The organism is Streptomyces afghaniensis, assembly GCF_044327915.1.
In the GTDB taxonomy this organism is placed as follows: domain Bacteria; phylum Actinomycetota; class Actinomycetes; order Streptomycetales; family Streptomycetaceae; genus Streptomyces; species Streptomyces afghaniensis.
This window is the reverse complement of the sequence record NZ_JBIRGJ010000003.1, coordinates 700,228-719,308: the sequence shown is the minus strand read 5'-3', so window position 1 is coordinate 719,308 and position 19,081 is coordinate 700,228. Positions and strand designations below refer to the sequence as shown.

The following is a 19,081-nucleotide window of genomic DNA, read 5'->3' as shown; positions in this document are numbered from 1 at the left end:
GTGCTGTTTTCCGTTACGCGATCAATGCCACGGGCCGCGTCAGTCCGCGATCGGCAGGTACACGCGGTTCCCGCTCGCCGCGAACTCCTTCGACTTCTGGGCCATGCCGTCCTCGATCTCGGCCTTGGAGCCGCCGTGTTCACGGCGGATGTCCTGCGAGATCTTCATGCTGCAGAACTTGGGACCGCACATAGAGCAGAAGTGAGCCGTCTTGGCGGGCTCCGCCGGCAGGGTCTCGTCGTGGAACTCCCGTGCCGTGTCCGGGTCGAGGGCCAGGTTGAACTGGTCCTCCCACCGGAACTCGAAGCGGGCGTCGGACAGCGCGTCGTCCCACTCCTGGGCACCCGGGTGTCCCTTGGCGAGATCCGCGGCATGGGCGGCGATCTTGTAGGTGATGACGCCGGTCTTGACGTCGTCACGGTTCGGCAGGCCCAAGTGCTCCTTGGGCGTGACGTAACACAGCATGGCCGTGCCCCACCAGGCGATCATCGCGGCGCCGATGCCGGAGGTGATGTGGTCGTACGCCGGCGCGACGTCCGTGGTCAGCGGGCCGAGCGTATAGAACGGAGCTTCATCGCAGATCTCCTGCTGAAGGTCGATGTTCTCCTTGATCTTGTGCATCGGGACGTGGCCCGGGCCTTCGATCATGGTCTGTACGTTGAAACGCTTGGCGATCCGGTTGAGTTCCCCGAGAGTCCGGAGTTCCGCGAACTGCGCCTCGTCGTTGGCGTCCGCGATCGACCCCGGCCGCAGGCCGTCGCCGAGGGAGTACGTCACGTCGTACGCGGCGAGGATCTCGCAGAGCTCCTCGAAGTTCTCGTACAGGAACGACTCCTTGTGGTGCGCGAGGCACCAGGCGGCCATGATCGAGCCGCCGCGCGAGACGATGCCGGTCTTGCGGTTGGCCGTCAGCGGCACGTACGGCAGGCGCACGCCCGCGTGGACCGTCATGTAGTCCACGCCCTGCTCGGCCTGTTCGATGACCGTGTCCTTGTAGATCTCCCAGGTCAGTTCCTCGGCCCGGCCGTCGACCTTCTCCAGGGCCTGGTAGAGCGGCACGGTGCCGATGGGAACGGGGGAGTTGCGCAGCACCCACTCGCGTGTGGTGTGGATGTTGCGGCCGGTGGACAGGTCCATGACCGTGTCGGCGCCCCAGCGGGTCGCCCAGGTCATCTTCTCGACCTCCTCCTCGATGGAGGACGTCACCGCCGAGTTGCCGATGTTGGCGTTGACCTTCACCAGGAACCGCTTGCCGATGATCATCGGCTCGATCTCCGGGTGGTTGACGTTGGCGGGGAGCACCGCCCGCCCCGCCGCGATCTCGTCACGCACCACCTCGGGCGACACGTTCTCCCGGATGGCGACGTACTCCATCTCGGGCGTGATCTCGCCGCGGCGGGCGTACGCGAGCTGTGTGACCGCCTTGCCGTCCCTGCCGCGGCGCGGCTGGCGCGGCCGGCCGGGGAAGACGGCGTCGAGGTTGCGCAGGCCGCCGCGGGGTGAGGTGTGCTTGATGCCGTCGTCCTCGGGTCGGACAGGCCGGCCCGCGTACTCCTCGGTGTCGCCGCGGGCGATGATCCAGTTCTCGCGCAGCGGCGGCAGGCCCCTGCGGACGTCGGTCTCGACGAGCGGATCGGTGTACGGGCCCGACGTGTCGTACAGCGTGACCGACTGCCCGTTGGTGAGATGCACCTGACGGACCGGCACCCGCAGGTCGGGGCGGCTGCCCTCGACGTACGCCTTGTGCCAGCCGATGGACTTCCCGGCCTCCTCGGACTGTGCGTCCTGAACGGAGGCAGGCGTGCGTGCGTCCTTGTTGGTCATGAGACCTACTCCCTACGCCGGCATTACCCGGTAACAGGTTCGGCGGTCGACGCAGCGGCTTCCGTCTGCCGACGTTTCGTGTGAAACATCACTCGACTTCGGTGATGTTTCATGTGAAACATCGCTGGGACGGAGGTCAGCGCCCTCTCAGCCCGGTGCTCCGAGCTCCCGCGTGTACAAAAGGTGCCTCCACGCTAGCGGCAATTCTGGCGCGGTGAACAGAGGGCCCCCCTCGTTCTTGCGATGATCGGTCGGTGACCACGACGCAGCGTCCTCCTTACCCACCGCCCGAACCGCCCCGCGGATCCGGCGCCGGAAACGGCAACGGCCGTGGACACGAGCACGATTTCGCCGCCGGGGGCGGGCTCGGGCCTGCCCGGGGACAGACACAGGGGCACAGGCCCGGTCCCGGCAGCGGGCGAAGTGCCGGTCCGGCCGGTACGTACGGTGCCGGTTCCGGAGGCTGGCACGGCCCCGGAGAGGGCGACAGGCCCGGCGGAGGAAACGGGTACGGGCACGGAGACGGCGACAGGCCCGGCGGAGGCCACGGGCGCGGCGGAGACGACGGGTACGGCGGAGACGACGGGTACGGCGAACGACACGGTCCCGGCGGAAGCCACGGGCACGGTGGCGGTGGCGGTGGCGGTGACGGGCACGGCGGTGGCAACGACGGGCACGGTCACGGAAACGGGCCCGGCTCCGCCCCGGGCGACGGGCACGGGCACTCGCACAGTCACAACCACGGTCCTGCCACGCCCGTCTCCATGCACCTGCGCAAGGTCATCGCGGCGGTCCTGATCCCGTTCGCCGCCGCCGTGCTGGTCGGTCTCGCCGTGCTGTGGCCGGGCGGCGCCCCGCCGCACGAGCGCACCGGCGTCGGCTTCGACCGGCAGACACAGGAGGCCTCGGTCACCAAGGTCGTGGCGGTGAGCTGCAAGGAGGCCGGCGCATCGGGCGTCCCGCCGACCGGCGACACCTCCACCGCCGAGGGCTCCTCCGCGGTGCAGCAGGAGCAGGGCACCTGCAAGCGGGCTACGATCCGGGTCGACAGCGGCAAGGACAAGGGCCGTACCTTCACCGAGATCGTCCAGCCGGACCAGTCCCGCCAGTTGCACGAGGGCCAGAAGGTCGTGGTCGCCTACGAGCCCTCCGCGCCGAAGGACCTCCAGTACTCGGTCACCGACATCAACCGCCGCCTGCCCATGGCGCTGCTCGCCGGCATCTTCGCCCTAGCCGTCGTGGTCGTCGGGCGACTGCGGGGTGTCATGGCGCTGGTCGCGCTGGCCATCAGCTTCATGGTGCTGAACTTCTTCATCCTGCCCGCGATCCTTCAGGGATCGAACCCGCTGCTCGTGGCGGTGGTGGGCGCGAGCGCCATCATGCTCATCGCCCTGTATCTGTGTCACGGCCTGTCCGCCCGGACCTCAGTGGCGGTGCTCGGCACCCTCGTCTCGCTGCTGCTGATCGGGGTTCTCGGCTCGCTGTTCATCGACTGGGCCGCGCTCACCGGCAACACCGACGACAACACCGGTCTGATCCACGGCCTCTACCCGACGATCGACATGAGCGGTCTGCTGCTCGCGGGCGTCATCATCGGATCGCTCGGTGTCCTCGACGACGTGACGGTCACGCAGACGTCGGCGGTCTGGGAGCTGCACGATGCCAACCCGTCCATGGGCTGGCGTGGCCTCTACCGCGCGGGGATCCGGATCGGCCGCGACCACATCGCCTCGGTCGTCAACACCCTGGTCCTCGCGTACGCGGGTGCCGCGCTGCCGCTGCTCCTGCTGTTCTCCATCGCGCAGAGCGGTGTCGGGACGGTCGCCAACAGCGAGCTGGTCGCGGAGGAGATCGTGCGCACGCTGGTCGGTTCGATCGGCCTGGTCGCCTCGGTGCCGGTCACCACGGCCCTTGCGGCACTGGTGGTCTCGGCCGACCGCCCGGGAGCGCAGCCGGCCGCGGAAGCCGCCGCTGTCCCGGCACGCGGGGGGAAGGGCCGGCGCCGTAAGCGCTGACGCCTCTCGAACTCCACAGCCGCCTGCCCCGCCGCAGGGAAAGCGTTCCTGCACGGCTCGGGGCGTCCGGTGAAGCGTTACTCCACGGTGCCGCCCGGTGGATGCCTCAGCCGGCGCCCTGTTCCGCGAGGATGCGGTCCAGGGCCTCGTCGAGATGGGCGTCGAAGTCGGCGAGCGAGCCTTCCTGACCCAGTGGCACCAGCTTGTCGGTGCGGTCCAGGAAGGCGACCAGCGGTGCCGTCGACGACCGGAACAGCGCCTGGTCACTGCCCACCTGAAGCCGGATCAACACCTCGCCCAGCGAGTCCGGTTCGACGGGCGTGACCCGCACATCGCCCTCCCCACAAGGCCGGCCGACCCCGTCGATCAGCAGCTCCCGGCCGAAAGCCCATGTCACCGGGGCATCACCCGGCAAGTGGAAGGTCAGTCGGACCGCATAGGGATCACTGGTCTCATAGCGCAGCTCCACCGGAATGCGGAAAGAGAGCTCCTCGGACACGAGAAAGCTCATCATGACCTCTGCTTGTACGGACTCGCGCATCGCTAACCCCGTCATTCGCCGTGGACTGGCCGGGAACGAACCTCTGACACTTGGTGGAATCTTGCTGAACGTACACAGCAGATCACAAGGAGTGAGTTTTCACATACTGATAGAGAGCGCGAGCGTCCCGAGGAGACTCCCGATCTCGCTCTGCAACTGCCGGGCCGCCGGGAGCAACCGGTGCTCCTGGTGGGCGGGCAGGGAGATGGCCATCGTCGCGGCCGTCGTACCGAGGGTGAGCGGAATCGCCGCGCAGACGGCGCCCAGGGCGTACTCCTGACGCTCGGTCACCGGTTCCATTCGCCGCACCCGTTCGAGACGGCGCAGCAGGCTGTGGTTGTCCCGCACGGTGTAGGGCGTGAGGGCCTGCACCGGATAGCGGTCGAGGTGGTCCCGGCGGGCCTCCTCGTCCAGCTGGGACAGCAGGCACTGCCCGATGGCGTGCGCGTGCCCGGTCTCCCGGAAGTCGGCCCACTCCTCGACCGCGGGAATGCCCGGGGTGTCGGAGACGCACATGACCTCGATCTCGCCCTCGCGGTACACCGCGTAGTACACGGGGACACCGAGCACGTCCCGCCAGTGCGCGAGCGCGTCGACGACCGTGCTGCGACGTTTCTGCCGTGCCCCGCTGCTGCTCAGCCGCTCGGCGGCCTCACCGAGGAAGAACAGGCCCTTGTCCCGGCGCAGATAGCCCTCGTGCACGAGGGTGCGCAGCAGGTGGTACGTCGTGGGCAGGGCCAGCCCGGTCTCCCGGGCCAGTTGCTTGGCGGGAGCGCCGTATTCGTGTGCGGCGACGGTCTCCAGCAGACGCATCGCGCGCTGCACGGACCCGATGAGGGTCGCCGGCGGCGGTGGCGTGGCGGGAGGCGGTTGCTCGGAGCGGGGCGCCGAGCGGGGTTGTGCGGGGACGGTGTGCAGGTGGACAGGTGCGGTGTCAGCCGGAGCCAAGGGTCACTCCCGAAGCGCGGGGGGGGCAGACCGTGCCGATGGGCACGGGTGGGGGTGTATGCCGCTCGCGGGGATGTCCCCGCGTCGAGTTCCGGACTCTATTCGCCTGCCACCGCACGCAGACGGCCTGGAACGGAAACTTCCCCCGGCCGAGGGAACCGGTGACTCCGGGTGTTTCCCGCTACCCCCACCGGTTTCCCACCGGTCTCACCAGTCGCTGCGCGACGAGGAGCTCGACGTGAACTTCCGTACGACGTAGATCAGTCCGCCGACCAGTGCCACGAAGACCAGCACCTTGAAGAGCAGTCCGATGACGAAGCCGACCACACTGGCGATCAGCCCGCCGAACACGACCAGGGCGATGACCGGCACCGCGATCCACTTCACCCACCACGGCAGTCCCGTGAAGATCTCTCGCATCGCCCTCGTCCTTACCTCTCCACCCGTTCGAGTGCCGGGTCCTGTCGGTCTTTCCGGATCCTGATGTCCTGCACTCGATGCTAGGTCGGGGAGGGGGCCCGGCGGGGGCCTCGCATCCCTTGTCCTCCCCTGACCGACCCCCTAGGGAACCCTGAGGCGGCGCGTCAGCTTTCGGGCGGAGAGAAGACCACCAGCACCCTCAGGTCCTCGGTGATGTGGTGGAACTTGTGCGCGACACCGGCCGGCACATAGATCACGCTTCCGCGTGCCACCTGTGTCGTCTCCAGCCCGACGGTGACCGCGGCACGACCGCTCACGACGAAGTAGACCTCGTCCTGATTGTGCGGCTTCTGTGGATCCTGGTCGCCCGCATCGAGGGCGTACAGGCCGACCGACATGTTCTGCTCCCGCAGAAACTGCAGGTAGGCGCCCTCGTTGGCGGCGCGCTCCGCCTCCAGTTCGTCCAGCCGGAATACCTTCATCGTCTTGTCCGCCCCTGCCTTGTGTCCCCAGGTCCGATCCGGTCTGCCACGATCAGACACATGATGAATTTTGTAGTCAAGACGATTGCCAACGCGGGTGCCCTGGCGGTCGCCGTATGGCTGCTCGACAAGATCACCCTGACCGGTGACAGCACGGGCAAGAAGGCCGGCACCCTGATAATCGTCGCGCTGATCTTCGGCCTGGTGAACTTCCTGGTCAAGCCGGTCGTCAAGCTCCTCAGCCTCCCGCTGCTGATCCTGACACTCGGCCTGTTCACCCTGGTCGTCAACGCGCTGATGCTGCTGCTCACCTCGTGGCTGGCCGACCAGCTCGACCTCAGCTTCCACGTCGAGGGCTTCTGGACGGCCGTCCTGGGCGGTCTGATCATCTCGGTCGTCTCCTGGGCGCTGCACGTCGTCCTGCCCGACAAGGACTGAGCGCGCATGACGTACCGCGTCTGCTTCGTCTGCACGGGCAACATCTGCCGTTCGCCGATGGCCGAGATCGTCTTCCGCGCCCGCGTGGCGGAGGCCGGCCTCGACGGCCTGGTCGAGGTCGACAGCGCCGGCACGGGCGGCTGGCACGAGGGCGACGGCGCCGACCCGCGCACGGTGGCCGTCCTGGAGGACAACGGCTACGCCACCGGCCACACGGCCCGGCAGTTCCAGCCGTCGTGGTTCTCCCGCCTCGACCTGGTCGTCGCCCTGGACGCCGGCCACCTCAGGGCGCTGCGCCGCCTCGCGCCCACGGAACAGGACGCGCAGAAGGTGCGTCTGCTGCGTTCGTACGACCCCGCCGCCGGCGACGACCTCGACGTACCGGACCCCTACTACGGGGGCGCCGAGGGCTTCGAGGAGTGCCTTGAGATGGTGGAGGCTGCGAGCGCCGGTCTGCTCGCCGCAGTACGTGAGGACGTGGAGGGACAGGCCGCATGAGCGAATCCGCGACGGGCGACGCGCATCGGACGACAGGCGACGCCGGTCGGGCGGATGCCGCGGGCCCGGTGGCGCGCGACATCGGCCAGGCGGCCGCGGGCGCCGGTGACGGCACGCGCGCGGTGCGGGCCGGGCTGCCCGAGCCGGCCAAGTACGAGCCGGCGCTGCCCGGACCGGTCTTCGCCGCCCACTACCACCTGCCGGGCGAGCCCACAGGCCCCTACACCTACGGCCGCGACGAGAACCCGACCTGGACACTGCTGGAACGCGCCGTCGGCGAGCTGGAGGCGCCCGGCCGGGACGGCGTCGAAACCCTCGTGTTCGCCTCCGGCATGGCCGCGACCTCGGCGGTGCTCTTCTCCCAGCTGCGCGCCGGGGACGTGTGCGTCCTGCCCGACGACGGCTACCAGGCACTGCCCCTGGTGCGCGCCCAGCTGGAGGCGTACGGCATCGAGGTGCGCACCGCGCCCACCCGTGATGACGCCCAGCTCGACGTCCTCGACGGCGCGAAGCTGCTGTGGATCGAGACCCCGTCGAACCCCGGCCTCGACGTGTGCGACATCAGGCGGCTCGCGCGGGCGGCGCACGAGCGTGGCGCCCTGGTGGCCGTCGACAACACCCTGGCCACACCGCTCGGCCAGCGCCCCCTGGAGCTCGGCGCCGATTTCGCGGTGGCCAGCGGCACCAAGCAGCTCACCGGTCACGGTGACGTCCTCCTGGGCTACGTCGTCGGCCGGAACCCCGAGGCCATGGCCGCCGTACGCCGCTGGCGCAAGATCGTCGGTGCGATTCCCGGGCCGATGGAGGCCTGGCTCGCGCACCGTTCGATCGCGACGCTCCAGCTGCGGGTCGACCGGCAGTGCGCGACGGCCCTGGCCGTCGCCGAGGCGCTGCGCGAGCGGCCCGAGGTGACCGGGCTGCGCTACCCGGGACTTCCCGGCGACCCCGCACACAAGATCGCCGCGCAGCAGATGCGGCGCTACGGCTGCGTGGTGTCGTTCACGCTGCCCACGCGCGCGCGTGCCGACCGTTTTCTCGACGCCCTGCGGCTCGTGGACGACGCGACGAGCTTCGGCGGAGTGCGGTCCACGGCCGAACGGCGCCGACGCTGGGGCGGCGACGCGGTCCCGGAGGGCTTCATCCGCCTCTCGGTCGGCGCCGAGGACCCCGAGGACCTCGTGGCCGATGTGCTGCGCGCGCTGGAGACGTCGGCAGCCTGACCATCCCCACGGACGGTCCGAGCCTCCCCCCTCGTGGCTCGGACCGTCCCCCGGTTCCGCGCGCAAGAACCGCGCGACCAAGGCTAGTTGACTCTCTGTCAGTGTCCAATCACAGTAGCGACAGAGACCTATCGACTTATTTATAGTTGGGCGCGGCCGGGAGGCCGGGAGCGGGGCCGAAGAGGGGAGAGTGCGGTGGATCTGGCCTTGCTGCGGACCTTCGTGACCGTGCACCGGGCCGGCTCCTTCACCCGCGCCGCCGCCCTGCTCGGCCTCTCCCAGCCGGCCGTCACCTCGCAGATCCGCACACTGGAACGGCAGCTGGGCCGCCCCCTGTTCCTGCGGCAGGCCCGTGGCGTGACCCCGACCAGCATCGGCGACGAACTCGCCCACAAGGCCGCTCCGCATCTCGACGCCTTGGTGGAGATAGCCGAGACCGGCCTCGACGACGACTCCTCCTTACGGACGCTGCACCTCGCCGGGCCTCCGGAGTTCACCGCCGAACGAGCCCTGCCCGCCCTCACGGAACTGACCGGAGAGGACGGCCAGGGCTTCGCTCTGCGCGCCTCCTTCGGGAACGCCGAGGAGACACTGGAAGGGCTTTCCGCCGGGCATCATGATCTGGCCATCAGCACGGCCCGTCCGCGCGGTGCTCTGCTCACGGCGACTGCGCTCTGCGACGAGGAACACGTCCTCGTCGCCGCCCCGCGCTGGGCCGAACAGATCGGCGCCGGGCAGCCGGACCGCAAGCCGGAACCGGCCCTGGAGCAGGTGCCCGTGGTGGAGGTGCACGAGTCGCTGCCGTTCGTCTCCCGCTACTGGGCCTCCGTCTTCGACTCACGCCCGGCCGCCCCGGGCACCGTCGTCGTCCCCGACCTGCGTGCGGTTCTGGCGTGCGTGGTCGCGGGCGCGGGTCTGGCGGTGCTGCCCCGCTATCTGTGTGCGGCCGCGTTGGAGCGGGGTGACGTCGTCGCCCTGCACGATCCGGCGGTGCCGCCGCTGCGCACGTACTTCCTGGTGGTCCGCACCGGGACGCTCGCGATGCCCCACATCGCGCGGGCCCACGAGTGGTTGCAGCGGGCGGCGGCCGACTGGTGCTGAGGAGGCGCCCGAGGGCGGGTGCCGGGTTGCGCGGGCGCGTATGACGGCTGCCCGGGCAGGACCTCACTCTGGGAGCTCGGCCGGTGACTTTTCGCGATGTTTCACGTGGAACCAGCCGGGCCACATTTCACCCATGACCGTCCGACCTGTGGTCAAGCGCACCGCCCGTGCCGTTCTGCTGGACGGTGACGACCTGATCCTGATCAAGCGCACCAAGCCGGGCCTGGATCCCTACTGGCTCACTCCCGGCGGCGGGGTCGAGCCCGACGACTCGACCGTTGTCGACGCCCTGCACCGGGAGGTGTACGAGGAACTCGGCGCGAAGATCACCGACGTGGTGCCCTGCTTCGTGGACACCGTGGAGCACATCGGGGAGGACGGCGGCGCGACGGGTGTGAAGGTGCAGCACTTCTTCGTCTGCCGCCTGGAGTCCATGGATCCGTCCCTCCGCCACGGCCCCGAGGTGGAGGAGCCGGTGGGCGAGTACGAGATCGTGCGCGTGCCCTTCACCCGGGTCGGCATCGCCTCGGTCCATCTCGTTCCGCTGTCGCTGCGGCACTACCTGGACGGCAACATCGAGGGCGTACGTGCCATGCACGCACCCGACCTGGGCTGACGCCCGCATCGGATCAGGGCGCGGCCACGACCAGTTCCTCCACGGAGTCGTGCCGTATGCGCTCCGACGGGATGCCGATGTCCCGCAGGGCGTCCACACCGCTGCGGATCATCCCGGGCGGGCCCGACAGATAGGCGTCGAACTCGTTCCACGGCCCGTAGGCGCGTACCGCGTCCGGCAGCTGCTGGTGTGCCAGCTGGTCGATGACCGCGCGGACCGAGAGCCAGGGGTGGCTCTGCTGGAGGCGGAGCATGGTGTCGATGTCGTACAGGTCATGGTCGGTGCGGGCCCCGTAGAAGACCTCGACCGGCCGGCGTTCCCCGTGTTCGGCGACGTCCTCGACCAGTGCCTTGATGGGCGCTATACCGGTGCCGCCGCCCAGGCAGAGCAGCCCGCTGTCGGTGGTGTGGTCCACGGTCATGGAACCCGCGGGCGGGCCGAGCCGGACGATGTCACCGGGGCGGGCGCGGTGCACCAGGGCGTTTGAGACCCAGCCCGCCGGGACGGCCTTCACGTGGAACGACAGCAGGCCGTCGGAGCGGGGTGCCGAGGCGAAGGAGTAGTGCCGCCATATCCGAGGCCACCAGGGGGTCTCCAGGCTCGTGTACTGCCCGGCGAGGAAGGGATAGGGCTGGTCGGGGCGGACGGTGACGACCGCGACGTCCGGGGTCCTGAGGTCGTGCGTGACGATCTCGGCGTACCACCAGGCCGGGGCACGCAGTTCGTCTGCGGCCGCCGCGTCGATCATGACCTGGGAGATCGTCGTGTACGTCCTCACCCAGGCCGCCTCCATCTCCGCGTCCCAGACGCCGGCGGCGTACTTGCTGAGCGCGCCGATCAGGCATTCGCCGACGGCCGGGTAGTGCTCGGCCCGCGTTCCGTACTTCCGGTGGCCCCGCCCGAGGTTCTGCAGGTAGTCGACCAGGACATCGGTGTTGTCGATGTGCTCGGCGGCCGTGAGCAGTGCCCTGAGCAGCCGGTCCCGCTGGGTGTCCATCGCGGCCGGGAAGAGCGAGCGCAGGTCGGGGTGGCGGACGAAGAGCAGGGCGTAGAAGTACGAGGTGACCTTGTCGGCCACGGGCGTGACCTCTGCCATGGCGCGGCGAATGAGGACGGCGTCCGGGGAGGCTTGGCCGGCCGGCGCGGAGACGGCCGGCCCCGGGGGCGACACCGGTCCGGGCCGCTGGGCGGGGACACGCGGCTCGGCGGGAGGAGCCGAGGCCGAGGCGAAGGACGCCGGGGCCGGTGTGCCCGTCGCGGGCGCGGGTCGTGGCGACGAGGCCTCGGGAGAGGGGGCGGAGGGCGGCGCTGTTGTCGGGGCGTGCCCGGGTATCGCGTCCGTGGATCCGCGCTCCTGGTCCGGCACACCGGTGCTCGCGCTGTCTGCCGCGGGGAGCGGCGGGGCCGCTGTGCCGTCTGCCGGCGCGTCCGGGTCGGCAGCCTGCCGGCCCACCGGGCGTATCACCGCCGGGCGTCGGCCGTCCGGTGTCCCGGACTCGTTGTCCGGCGTACCGGGCTCGTTGTCCGGCGTCGTCGTCGGCTTGTTGCGGGGCGTGAACCAGTCGCCCCCGCCGCCAGAAGTGCCGTTGTCGGCCGACGTGGTGGTCGGAGCGTCCATGGTGTGCCTCGCCTCGAGCATCTTTCGGTCGGTCTGCGCACTTCCCCAGTCGGAAGGTGCCTGCTTTCCCCCGTGGACGGACGGCGTTCCCATCCGGTGTCGTGGCTAATGCGGCCACATTCAACCTGTGTTCCAGCTCTGTACGGACAAGTAAGGCAAGAGTGTGACATTGGCCGCAGTACTCCCACCCGAGCGTCCCACCCGCCTGGGCGGCTCAGGCCCGTAACCGGAAACGCGGGTTTTCGATCTCTCCGTCCCCTTAGACTGGATTGCCCTGTACGCGGCCCACACAGAACGGGTCAGCCGCCCCGGATGTGAACCGGAGTCGACCCTACCGGCCACCGCTGTGCACACAAGTCCCCCCTTGCCCCGTCACGAATGAGGGCACGGCGCGAATCATCAGTGCGGTCAACTACCGGGTGACGCGCCTGTGTTTCACGTGAAACGTCCGGCGTGTGTCCGCGCTCTGTGCAGTCGGCTACAACTGGCCAAAAGCTCGTGCGTGTCCAGGCAAAGAGGTGGACGTCAGGGGCTCCGGTCGGACAGCCTGACCTGCGTGCCGACTCCTTCCCTTGCCTCTTTGCCCATCCGCCGTCTGACGCTCCGCGATCTCGCCGCCTGCGCCGACTTGTCCGAGGACCGGGGGTGGCCACGGGAGGAGCACAAGTGGGGCTTCCTCCTCACAGCCGGGAAGGGCTACGGCATCGACGACCCCGACGGCGGCCTCGTGAGCGCCTGTGTCGTCACCGAGTACGGACCGCACGAGCGCCCCGCCCTCGGGGCGATCGGCATGGTCCTCGTCGCCGAACGGCACACCCGGCAGGGCGTGGGACGTCGGCTGATGCGCCACGTCGTTTCCGCTATGGGCACCACGCCCCTCACCCTGCATGCGACGCCGAACGGCCGGCCCCTCTACGAGGAACTCGGCTTCAAGGTCATCGGTCGGGCGGAGATGGTGTGCGGGCGTTTCACTCCTGGCGGGCCACAACCGGCGGTCGCCACCCGTGCCGCGACCGCCGAGGACCTCTCCGCGATCCTCCGGCTCGACGAGCAGGCATTCGGGACCGACCGCACGCATATCGTCACCCGGCTGCCGGCCTTCGCCGACCAGTTGCGCGTGGCGGAGGAGAACGGGCGGATCATCGGATACGCGGCTGCCTGGCCCAACATGGACACCCATGTCGTCGGTCCGCTCATCGCGCGTGACCAGTCGGTGGCCCAGGCCCTCATCGCCTCGCTCGCCGCCCACACCGACCGCCCCCTGCGCACCGACATCGACGTACGCCACACAGAGCTGCTCGCGTGGGCGAAGGAGCGCGGTCTGGCGTCCGTTGCCTTCAACTCCGTGATGGCCTACGGGATCACCGAGCTGCCCGGGGACTGGAGCCGTCGGTTCGCCCCGGTCACGGTCGCGGCGGGCTGACGGGCCCCGGTACGACGACGCCGATTCCCCTGAGGTTCGGGGAACCGGCGTCTCGCTGAAGGGGCTCGGTCAGGCGAGGGCCTCCACGGCGGCCGTGGCGAAGGCGTGGTCCTGCTCCGGCGCACCGCCGCCGACACCGATCGCGCCGATCAGCCGGCCGTCGCGGTGCACCGGCACGCCACCGGCGATGAACAGCAGCGGCCGGTCGAGCGCGGTGGGCAGGGTGTGGAAGAGGCCTCCGGGCCGCACGGCGTCGACGAGGTCGGCGGTGGGTGCGTTCAGCTGGAGAGCCGTGTAGGCCTTGCGGGTGCTGGTCTCGCCGGAGATCAGCACGGCACGGTCGTCACGCCGGAAGGCGAGCAGATGACCGCCCGCGTCCAGGACGGTGATGCTGACGGTGACGCCTGCAGCCTCGGCGGCACGCCGGGCGGCGGTGACGAGGACGTCGGCGTCCTGGGTGGTCAGCGGGGCGACTGCGGTGCTGGTGCTCATGAGGGGTTCTCCTGGAAGCTTGCGGATTGTGCTGATGGGTCAAGGGAAGCCGGTGCGCCTGGTCGGCCCGGTGGCTCAGTGGCGGACGGCGGTCCGCTGCTCGGTCGGCGCGGATTCCGTGACGACGGTGCTGGGGGCACCGGCGCGGCGTTCCAGGGCGGCTGAGAGGAAGGCCAGGACCAGGGCCCCCGCGGCCAGGGCGGCACCGACCCAATTGGGGGCGGTGTAGCCGAAGCCCGCCGCGATGACGAGGCCGCCGAGCCAGGCGGACAGAGCGTTGCCGAGGTTGAAGGCGCCGATGTTCACAGCGGAGGCGAGCGTGGGGGCGCCGTGCGCCTGATCGAGGACGCGCTTCTGGAGCGGCGGGACGGTGGCGAAGCCCAGGGCGCCGATCAGGGCGATCGTGACGGCCGACAGCAGCTTGTCGTGCGCCGTGAGGGTGAACAGCGCCAGGACGGCGGCCAGGGCGCCCAGGGACACGTACAGCATGGGCATCAGGGCGCGGTCGGCGAACTTGCCGCCCACGAGGTTGCCGCCGACCATGCCGAGGCCGAAGAGGACCAGCAGCCAGGTGACGGAGCCGTCGGCGAAGCCCGCGGTGTGGGTCATCATCGGAGCGATGTAGGTGATGGCCGCGAAGACGCCGCCGAAGCCGAGGACGGTCATCGCCATGGCGAGCAGCACCTGCACGTTCTTGAAGGCGGCGAGCTCGTGCCGCAGGCGCACCCCCTCCGGCTTGGGCATGTCGGGGACCAGCCGGGCGATGCCGGCCAGGCCGACGACGCCGAGGGCGGCGACGATCCCGAAGGTCACCCGCCAGCCGACGGACTGCCCGACGAGCGTGCCCAGCGGGACGCCGATGACGTTGGCGACGGTCAGGCCGGTGAACATCATCGCGATGGCTCCGGCCTTCTTGTCGGGGGCGACGAGGTCGGCCGCGACGACCGAGCCGATACCGAAGAAGGCGCCGTGAGCCAGCGAGGCGACGATCCGGCCGATCAGCATGACGGCGAAGGCGGGAGCGAGTGCCGACAGCAGGTTGCCGACGATGAACAGGCCCATCAGCAGCATCAGCATTCGTTTGCGGGAGATCTTGGTGCCCAGCACGGTCATCAGCGGGGCGCCGAACATGACACCGAGCGCGTAGCCGGTCACCAGATACCCGGCGGTGGGAATGGAGACCCCGTAGTCGCCCGCGACCTCGGGCAGCAAGCCCATGATCACGAACTCGGTCGTTCCGATTCCGAAGGCCCCGATCGCGAGGGCCAGAAGCGCGAGAGGCATGGAGGGGTACACCTTCCCAGACGATTGCAGGAGCGCTTTGCGTGCGTCCACAATAGTTGCACACGCGGGCTATAGGCAACCGCCGTCTATTGCGGACCTGCTCTATCCTGGATGTCAGCCGCTCCGGGACGGAGGAAACGCCAATGACAGCGACGGACCCCGCGCTCACCGCTCTCGCCCAGAGCTGGTGCGCCCTCTCCCTGCTGCACGGGAGAATCGAGGCCCACATCGAGCGCGCTCTGCAGGCCAAGCACGACCTGAGCGCGCGTGAGTACTCCCTGCTCGACGTGCTCAGCCGGCAGCACGACGGGGATGGAGGGCATCTCCAGATGAAGCAGGTCGCCGACGCGGTCGTCCTCAGCCAGAGCGCCACCACGCGTCTGGTCACCCGGCTCGAGGACCGCGGTCTCCTGGAGCGCTACCTCTGCCCCACCGACCGCCGGGGCATCTACACGAACGTCACCGAGGCGGGCCTCAAGCTGCTCGAAGAGGCCCGGCCGACCAACGACGCCGCCCTTCGCGAGGCCCTCGACGAGGCGGCGAAGAACCCCGAGCTGGCCCCGCTGGTGCGGGTCGTGGAGACGCTGAAGGCTCCGGTGCCCGCCTGAGCGGGACTCAGCACAGGGCGTCTCTGCGTAGGGTGCGGTCATGGGAGATCTTGAGATACGTGCTGCCGTCGCGGACGACGTCCCGGCGATCGTCGCCATGCTCGCGGACGACCCCCTGGGCGCCCAGCGTGAGTCGCCTGACGACCTCACCCCGTACCTGACCGCACTGGAACGGCTCAGCGCCGACCCGAACCAGCGCCTGGTCGTGGCGGTCCGGGAAGGCCGCGTCGTCGGGACGCTCCAGCTGACGATCATTCCGGGGCTGTCCCGACGCGGTGCAACCAGGTCGATCATCGAAGGTGTACGCATTCATGCCGATGAGCGCGGCAGCGGCCTGGGAACACAGCTCATCGAGTGGGCGATCGACGAATCCCGGGATCAGGGTTGCCAGTTGGTCCAGCTGACCTCCGACAAGACCCGCACCGACGCCCACCGCTTCTACGAGCGGCTCGGCTTCACGGCCTCCCACACGGGCTTCAAGCTCCCGCTGTGACCGGACGCGAGTGGGCGCCCTGTTTCACGTGAAACAGGGCGCCCACTCATGTCACCGCCTATCCGATGCCGCGCCACCCCTCGGGATCGACCCCACCCGGCACCGGGGCCGCCTCGTCGTACGGCTGCCGCGTGAACACGAACGAGCCGAGGTCCAGATGGCTCACGGACCCGTCCGGCCGCCGTACGGCCTTCAGCAGCTCTCCGGCGTAGTACCCCTCCAGCCCGGTCCAGGTGCCGTCGCTGTTCGGACGGAACCGCGAGCGTCGCCCGTTGCCGGACAGTGGCTCCAGCGAGGCGAGCCCTTCGGCCGTGAGCCGCAGGGCGAAGGCGTGAGTCCCCCAGTACCACTGGCCCGTCAGCTCCAGCATCGACGGGTCGACGTCACGCAGTGGCCTCCAGGAGGAGGGAATCCGCGGCTCCGCCTCGGCGACGATACGGACGAGATCGGCCGAGACGCCGGACACCAGTGGGCCCGAGGTGCAGTTGGCCAGCACCACAGCCGCTACGTCGTCCTCCACGCTGATGCTCACACTCGCCAGGAAACCCGGCAGGGATCCGCTGTGCCCCACGAGCAGCCGGCCCTGCCGGCGCTGAATCTGCATGCCGAGGCCGTAGGCGTCACCGGACATCACGTCCGCGGCTTCCGCAGGCGCCGCCGGAGTCCGCATCTCCCGCAGGGACTCTGCACTCAGCACCCTCTCGTCGCCCTTCACCAGGAAGGCCGCGAACCGGGCCAGGTCTGCCGTGGTCGACCAGAGTTGTCCGGCGGGTGCCATACGACCGAGGTCCTCGGCGGGCTCGGGCAGCAGCACATCGGCCCAAGGGTGCACGGCCCAGCCACCCGCGTGCGGGGCCTGTGGTCGCACGCCCGTCCGGTCGAGCCCCAGCGGTTCGAGCACTTCACGCCGTAGTGCCTCCTCCCAGGAGGTCGCCCGCAGCTCCTCCACGAGTGCGCCCAGCAACGTGTAGCCGGGGTTCGAGTAGTGGTGCCGCCGGCCGACGGGGTGCAGAAGAGGCTGCTCGCCGAGCACGTCGGACAGTTCGGGCCGCAGGGATCCGGACGTGCGCTCCCACCACGGGCCGGGCGACTCGGCAGCCAGCCCGCCCGTGTGGGCGAGCAGTTCGGCGATCGTGGCCTCCCCCGCCCCGGTACCCGGCACGTACTTCTCCAGTGGATCCCCGAGCCCGAGCAGCCCCTCGTCCCGCAGGCGCATCACGAGAACGGCGGTGAAGGTCTTGGTGATCGAGCCGATGCGGTACTGGACGTTCTCGTCCGGCTCTTCCCCGTCCACCGATGTCCGCGCACCGTGCCACACCGCCCGGCCGTCCCGGACGACGGCCGCGACCAGCGACGGCGCCCGCCCCTCGGCCTGTGCCACGGCAATCCGGTGCAGCAGCGCACGACTCGTTGCGGGGAGCAGCTCTTCCTGAGGTGTCGTCATGGCCCAAGTCCACCTGGCCCGGGCCTACGAGTCGAACTCATTTCGCCGTCGGCACCGGATCAGACCTGCGTCCCCACCGGATCAGGTCTGCGCCATGTCCACGAACCGCGAGTAGTGACCCTGGAAGGCGACCGTGATCGTCGCCGTCGGGCCGTTTCGGTGCTTGGCCACGATCAGGTCGGCCTCGCCCGCGCGCGGCGACTCCTTCTCATAGGCGTCCTCGCGGTGCAGCAGGATGACCATGTCGGCGTCCTGCTCGATGGAACCGGACTCACGCAGGTCGGAGACCATCGGCTTCTTGTCCGTGCGCTGCTCGGGACCACGGTTCAGCTGGGAGAGCGCGATGACCGGGATCTCCAGCTCCTTGGCCAGCAGCTTGAGGTTACGGGACATGTCCGAGACCTCCTGCTGACGGCTCTCGGCCCGCTTGGAACCGCCGGACTGCATCAGCTGGAGGTAGTCGATGACCACCAGCCGGAGGTCGTTGCGCTGCTTGAGGCGGCGGCACTTGGCGCGGATCTCCATCATCGACAGGTTCGGGGAGTCGTCGATGTAGAGCGGGGCCGCCGAGACGTCCGGCATCCGCCGGGCCAGGCGCGTCCAGTCCTCATCCGTCATCGTGCCGGACCGCATGTGGTGCAGGGCGACCCGCGCCTCGGCGGACAGCAGACGCATCGCGATCTCGTTGCGCCCCATTTCGAGCGAGAAGATCACACTCGGCAGGTTGTTCTTGATCGAGGCGGCCCGCGCGAAGTCCAGCGCGAGCGTCGACTTACCCATGGCGGGACGCGCGGCGATAACGATCATCTGGCCCGGGTGCAGCCCGTTGGTGAGCGAGTCGAAGTCTGTGAACCCCGTGGGCACGCCGGTCATCTCGCCGCTGCGCGAGCCGATCGCCTCGATCTCGTCGAGCGCGCCCTCCATGATGTCGCCGAGCGGCAGGTAGTCCTCGCTGGTGCGCTGCTCGGTGACCGCGTAGACCTCCGCCTGGGCACGGTTGACGATCTCGTCGACGTCGTCGTCGGCCGCGTATCCCATCTGCGTGATGCGCGTACCCGCCTCGACCAGGCGACGCAGCACGGCCCGCTCGTGGACGATCTCCGCGTAGTAGGCGGCGTTGGCGGCCGTGGGCACCGTCTGGACGAGGGTGTGCAGATACGAGGCCCCGCCGACCTTGTTGATCTCGCCCCGTTTGGTGAGCTCGGCGGCGATCGTGATGGGGTCGGCCGGCTCGCCCTTGGCGTAGATGTCGAGGACGGCCTGGTAGATCGTCTCGTGTGCCGGCTTGTAGAAGTCGTGGCCCTTGAGGATCTCGACGACGTCGGCGATGGCGTCCTTGGAGAGCAGCATGCCGCCGAGGACGGACTGCTCGGCCTCGATGTCCTGCGGCGGTACCCGCTCGAACGCCGGGGCGGCGCCACCGTCCCACGCACCGTTGTCCCTGCCGCGCTCGTGTTGCTCGTCGCGGCCCCGGGGTCCCTCGCCGCGTCGACGGGAGGCGGGCAGACGATCACTGGGACCGCTGTCGGCCCACGGGTCGTCCAAGGGCTCGGAAATGCTCACCGAGCCACCTCCTCCCGTCCGCCGCAGCAGACCTCGCCGTGCCCCTCTGTTCT

The 19,081-nt window shown here is 69.7% G+C and carries 19 protein-coding genes; 9 read left to right on the top strand and 10 right to left on the bottom strand.

From position 1 onward, the window contains the following. Positions 1-39: 39 nt before the first annotated feature. Positions 40-1,824: a phosphomethylpyrimidine synthase ThiC gene (thiC, locus tag ACH4G3_RS13635; protein WP_354737803.1), complete on the bottom strand. Its 1,785-nt coding sequence runs from the start codon at positions 1,822-1,824 to the stop codon at positions 40-42. A 254-nt stretch (positions 1,825-2,078) separates the two neighbouring features. Between thiC and ACH4G3_RS13630 the strand changes: the two genes are divergently transcribed. Next, positions 2,079-3,839 carry a YibE/F family protein gene (locus ACH4G3_RS13630; RefSeq protein ID WP_397624603.1) on the top strand — a complete coding sequence of 587 codons (1,761 nt, stop codon included), beginning with the start codon at positions 2,079-2,081 and terminating at the stop codon, positions 3,837-3,839. A 106-nt stretch (positions 3,840-3,945) separates the two neighbouring features. On the opposite strand, the gene ACH4G3_RS13625 is transcribed toward ACH4G3_RS13630, so the two are convergent. The 4 genes from ACH4G3_RS13625 to ACH4G3_RS13610 all read right to left on the bottom strand — a co-directional run bounded on the left by ACH4G3_RS13625 (position 3,946) and on the right by ACH4G3_RS13610 (position 6,230). Beyond that, entirely contained in the window at positions 3,946-4,380 is a 435-nt protein-coding gene (locus ACH4G3_RS13625) for an SsgA family sporulation/cell division regulator (protein ID WP_020271172.1), read from the bottom strand. A gap of 99 nt (positions 4,381-4,479) precedes the next feature. Further along, positions 4,480-5,328: an IclR family transcriptional regulator gene (locus tag ACH4G3_RS13620; protein WP_397624602.1), complete on the bottom strand. Its 849-nt coding sequence runs from the start codon at positions 5,326-5,328 to the stop codon at positions 4,480-4,482. 207 nt (positions 5,329-5,535) lie between these two features. Continuing rightward, a complete protein-coding gene (locus ACH4G3_RS13615) occupies positions 5,536-5,748 on the bottom strand; it encodes a DUF5326 family protein (RefSeq protein WP_020271174.1) in 213 nt (70 codons plus the stop codon). A 164-nt stretch (positions 5,749-5,912) separates the two neighbouring features. Next, positions 5,913-6,230 (bottom strand): cupin domain-containing protein, encoded by a 318-nt coding sequence (locus tag ACH4G3_RS13610; protein WP_020271175.1) that lies wholly within the window; start codon positions 6,228-6,230, stop codon positions 5,913-5,915. Between the two features lie 60 nt (positions 6,231-6,290). Between ACH4G3_RS13610 and ACH4G3_RS13605 the strand changes: the two genes are divergently transcribed. The 5 genes from ACH4G3_RS13605 to ACH4G3_RS13585 all read left to right on the top strand — a co-directional run bounded on the left by ACH4G3_RS13605 (position 6,291) and on the right by ACH4G3_RS13585 (position 10,103). Continuing rightward, complete coding sequence (locus ACH4G3_RS13605) at positions 6,291-6,668, top strand: phage holin family protein (RefSeq protein ID WP_010032821.1); 378 nt, start codon at positions 6,291-6,293, stop codon at positions 6,666-6,668. A gap of 6 nt (positions 6,669-6,674) precedes the next feature. Then, positions 6,675-7,166 (top strand): low molecular weight protein-tyrosine-phosphatase, encoded by a 492-nt coding sequence (locus ACH4G3_RS13600; RefSeq protein ID WP_397624601.1) that lies wholly within the window; start codon positions 6,675-6,677, stop codon positions 7,164-7,166. Next, positions 7,163-8,386, top strand: a complete 1,224-nt coding sequence (locus ACH4G3_RS13595; protein ID WP_397624600.1) for a cystathionine gamma-lyase — start codon at positions 7,163-7,165, stop codon at positions 8,384-8,386. The genes ACH4G3_RS13600 and ACH4G3_RS13595 overlap by 4 nt, the downstream gene beginning before the upstream one ends. A 195-nt stretch (positions 8,387-8,581) precedes the next feature. After that, entirely contained in the window at positions 8,582-9,487 is a 906-nt protein-coding gene (locus ACH4G3_RS13590) for a LysR family transcriptional regulator (protein WP_397624599.1), read from the top strand. Positions 9,488-9,620: 133 nt separating this feature from the next. Continuing rightward, positions 9,621-10,103 carry an NUDIX domain-containing protein gene (locus tag ACH4G3_RS13585; RefSeq protein WP_397624598.1) on the top strand — a complete coding sequence of 161 codons (483 nt, stop codon included), beginning with the start codon at positions 9,621-9,623 and terminating at the stop codon, positions 10,101-10,103. Positions 10,104-10,116: 13 nt separating this feature from the next. On the opposite strand, the gene ACH4G3_RS13580 is transcribed toward ACH4G3_RS13585, so the two are convergent. Continuing rightward, entirely contained in the window at positions 10,117-11,721 is a 1,605-nt protein-coding gene (locus tag ACH4G3_RS13580; protein WP_397624597.1) for a globin domain-containing protein, read from the bottom strand. Between the two features lie 556 nt (positions 11,722-12,277). Between ACH4G3_RS13580 and ACH4G3_RS13575 the strand changes: the two genes are divergently transcribed. Continuing rightward, entirely contained in the window at positions 12,278-13,144 is an 867-nt protein-coding gene (locus tag ACH4G3_RS13575; protein WP_397624596.1) for a GNAT family N-acetyltransferase, read from the top strand. A gap of 69 nt (positions 13,145-13,213) precedes the next feature. Here the strand turns inward: ACH4G3_RS13575 and ACH4G3_RS13570 are convergent, their stop codons facing one another. Further along, positions 13,214-13,636: a GlcG/HbpS family heme-binding protein gene (locus ACH4G3_RS13570; RefSeq protein ID WP_397624595.1), complete on the bottom strand. Its 423-nt coding sequence runs from the start codon at positions 13,634-13,636 to the stop codon at positions 13,214-13,216. Positions 13,637-13,711: 75 nt separating this feature from the next. Further along, positions 13,712-14,920 (bottom strand): MFS transporter, encoded by a 1,209-nt coding sequence (locus ACH4G3_RS13565; protein ID WP_397624594.1) that lies wholly within the window; start codon positions 14,918-14,920, stop codon positions 13,712-13,714. Between the two features lie 143 nt (positions 14,921-15,063). Here ACH4G3_RS13565 and ACH4G3_RS13560 point away from each other — a divergent pair, with 143 nt between their 5' ends. Next, the gene (locus tag ACH4G3_RS13560; protein WP_020271185.1) at positions 15,064-15,528 is read left to right on the top strand and encodes a MarR family winged helix-turn-helix transcriptional regulator; all 465 of its coding nucleotides are present in this window, start codon (positions 15,064-15,066) and stop codon (positions 15,526-15,528) included. A 40-nt stretch (positions 15,529-15,568) separates the two neighbouring features. After that, positions 15,569-16,021: a GNAT family N-acetyltransferase gene (locus ACH4G3_RS13555; RefSeq protein WP_397624593.1), complete on the top strand. Its 453-nt coding sequence runs from the start codon at positions 15,569-15,571 to the stop codon at positions 16,019-16,021. 58 nt (positions 16,022-16,079) lie between these two features. On the opposite strand, the gene ACH4G3_RS13550 is transcribed toward ACH4G3_RS13555, so the two are convergent. Together ACH4G3_RS13550 and dnaB are read right to left on the bottom strand one after the other, a co-directional pair. Beyond that, positions 16,080-17,465 (bottom strand): serine hydrolase domain-containing protein, encoded by a 1,386-nt coding sequence (locus ACH4G3_RS13550; protein WP_397624592.1) that lies wholly within the window; start codon positions 17,463-17,465, stop codon positions 16,080-16,082. Positions 17,466-17,546: 81 nt separating this feature from the next. Further along, positions 17,547-19,028: a replicative DNA helicase gene (dnaB, locus tag ACH4G3_RS13545; RefSeq protein WP_397624591.1), complete on the bottom strand. Its 1,482-nt coding sequence runs from the start codon at positions 19,026-19,028 to the stop codon at positions 17,547-17,549. Positions 19,029-19,081: the final 53 nt, after the last annotated feature.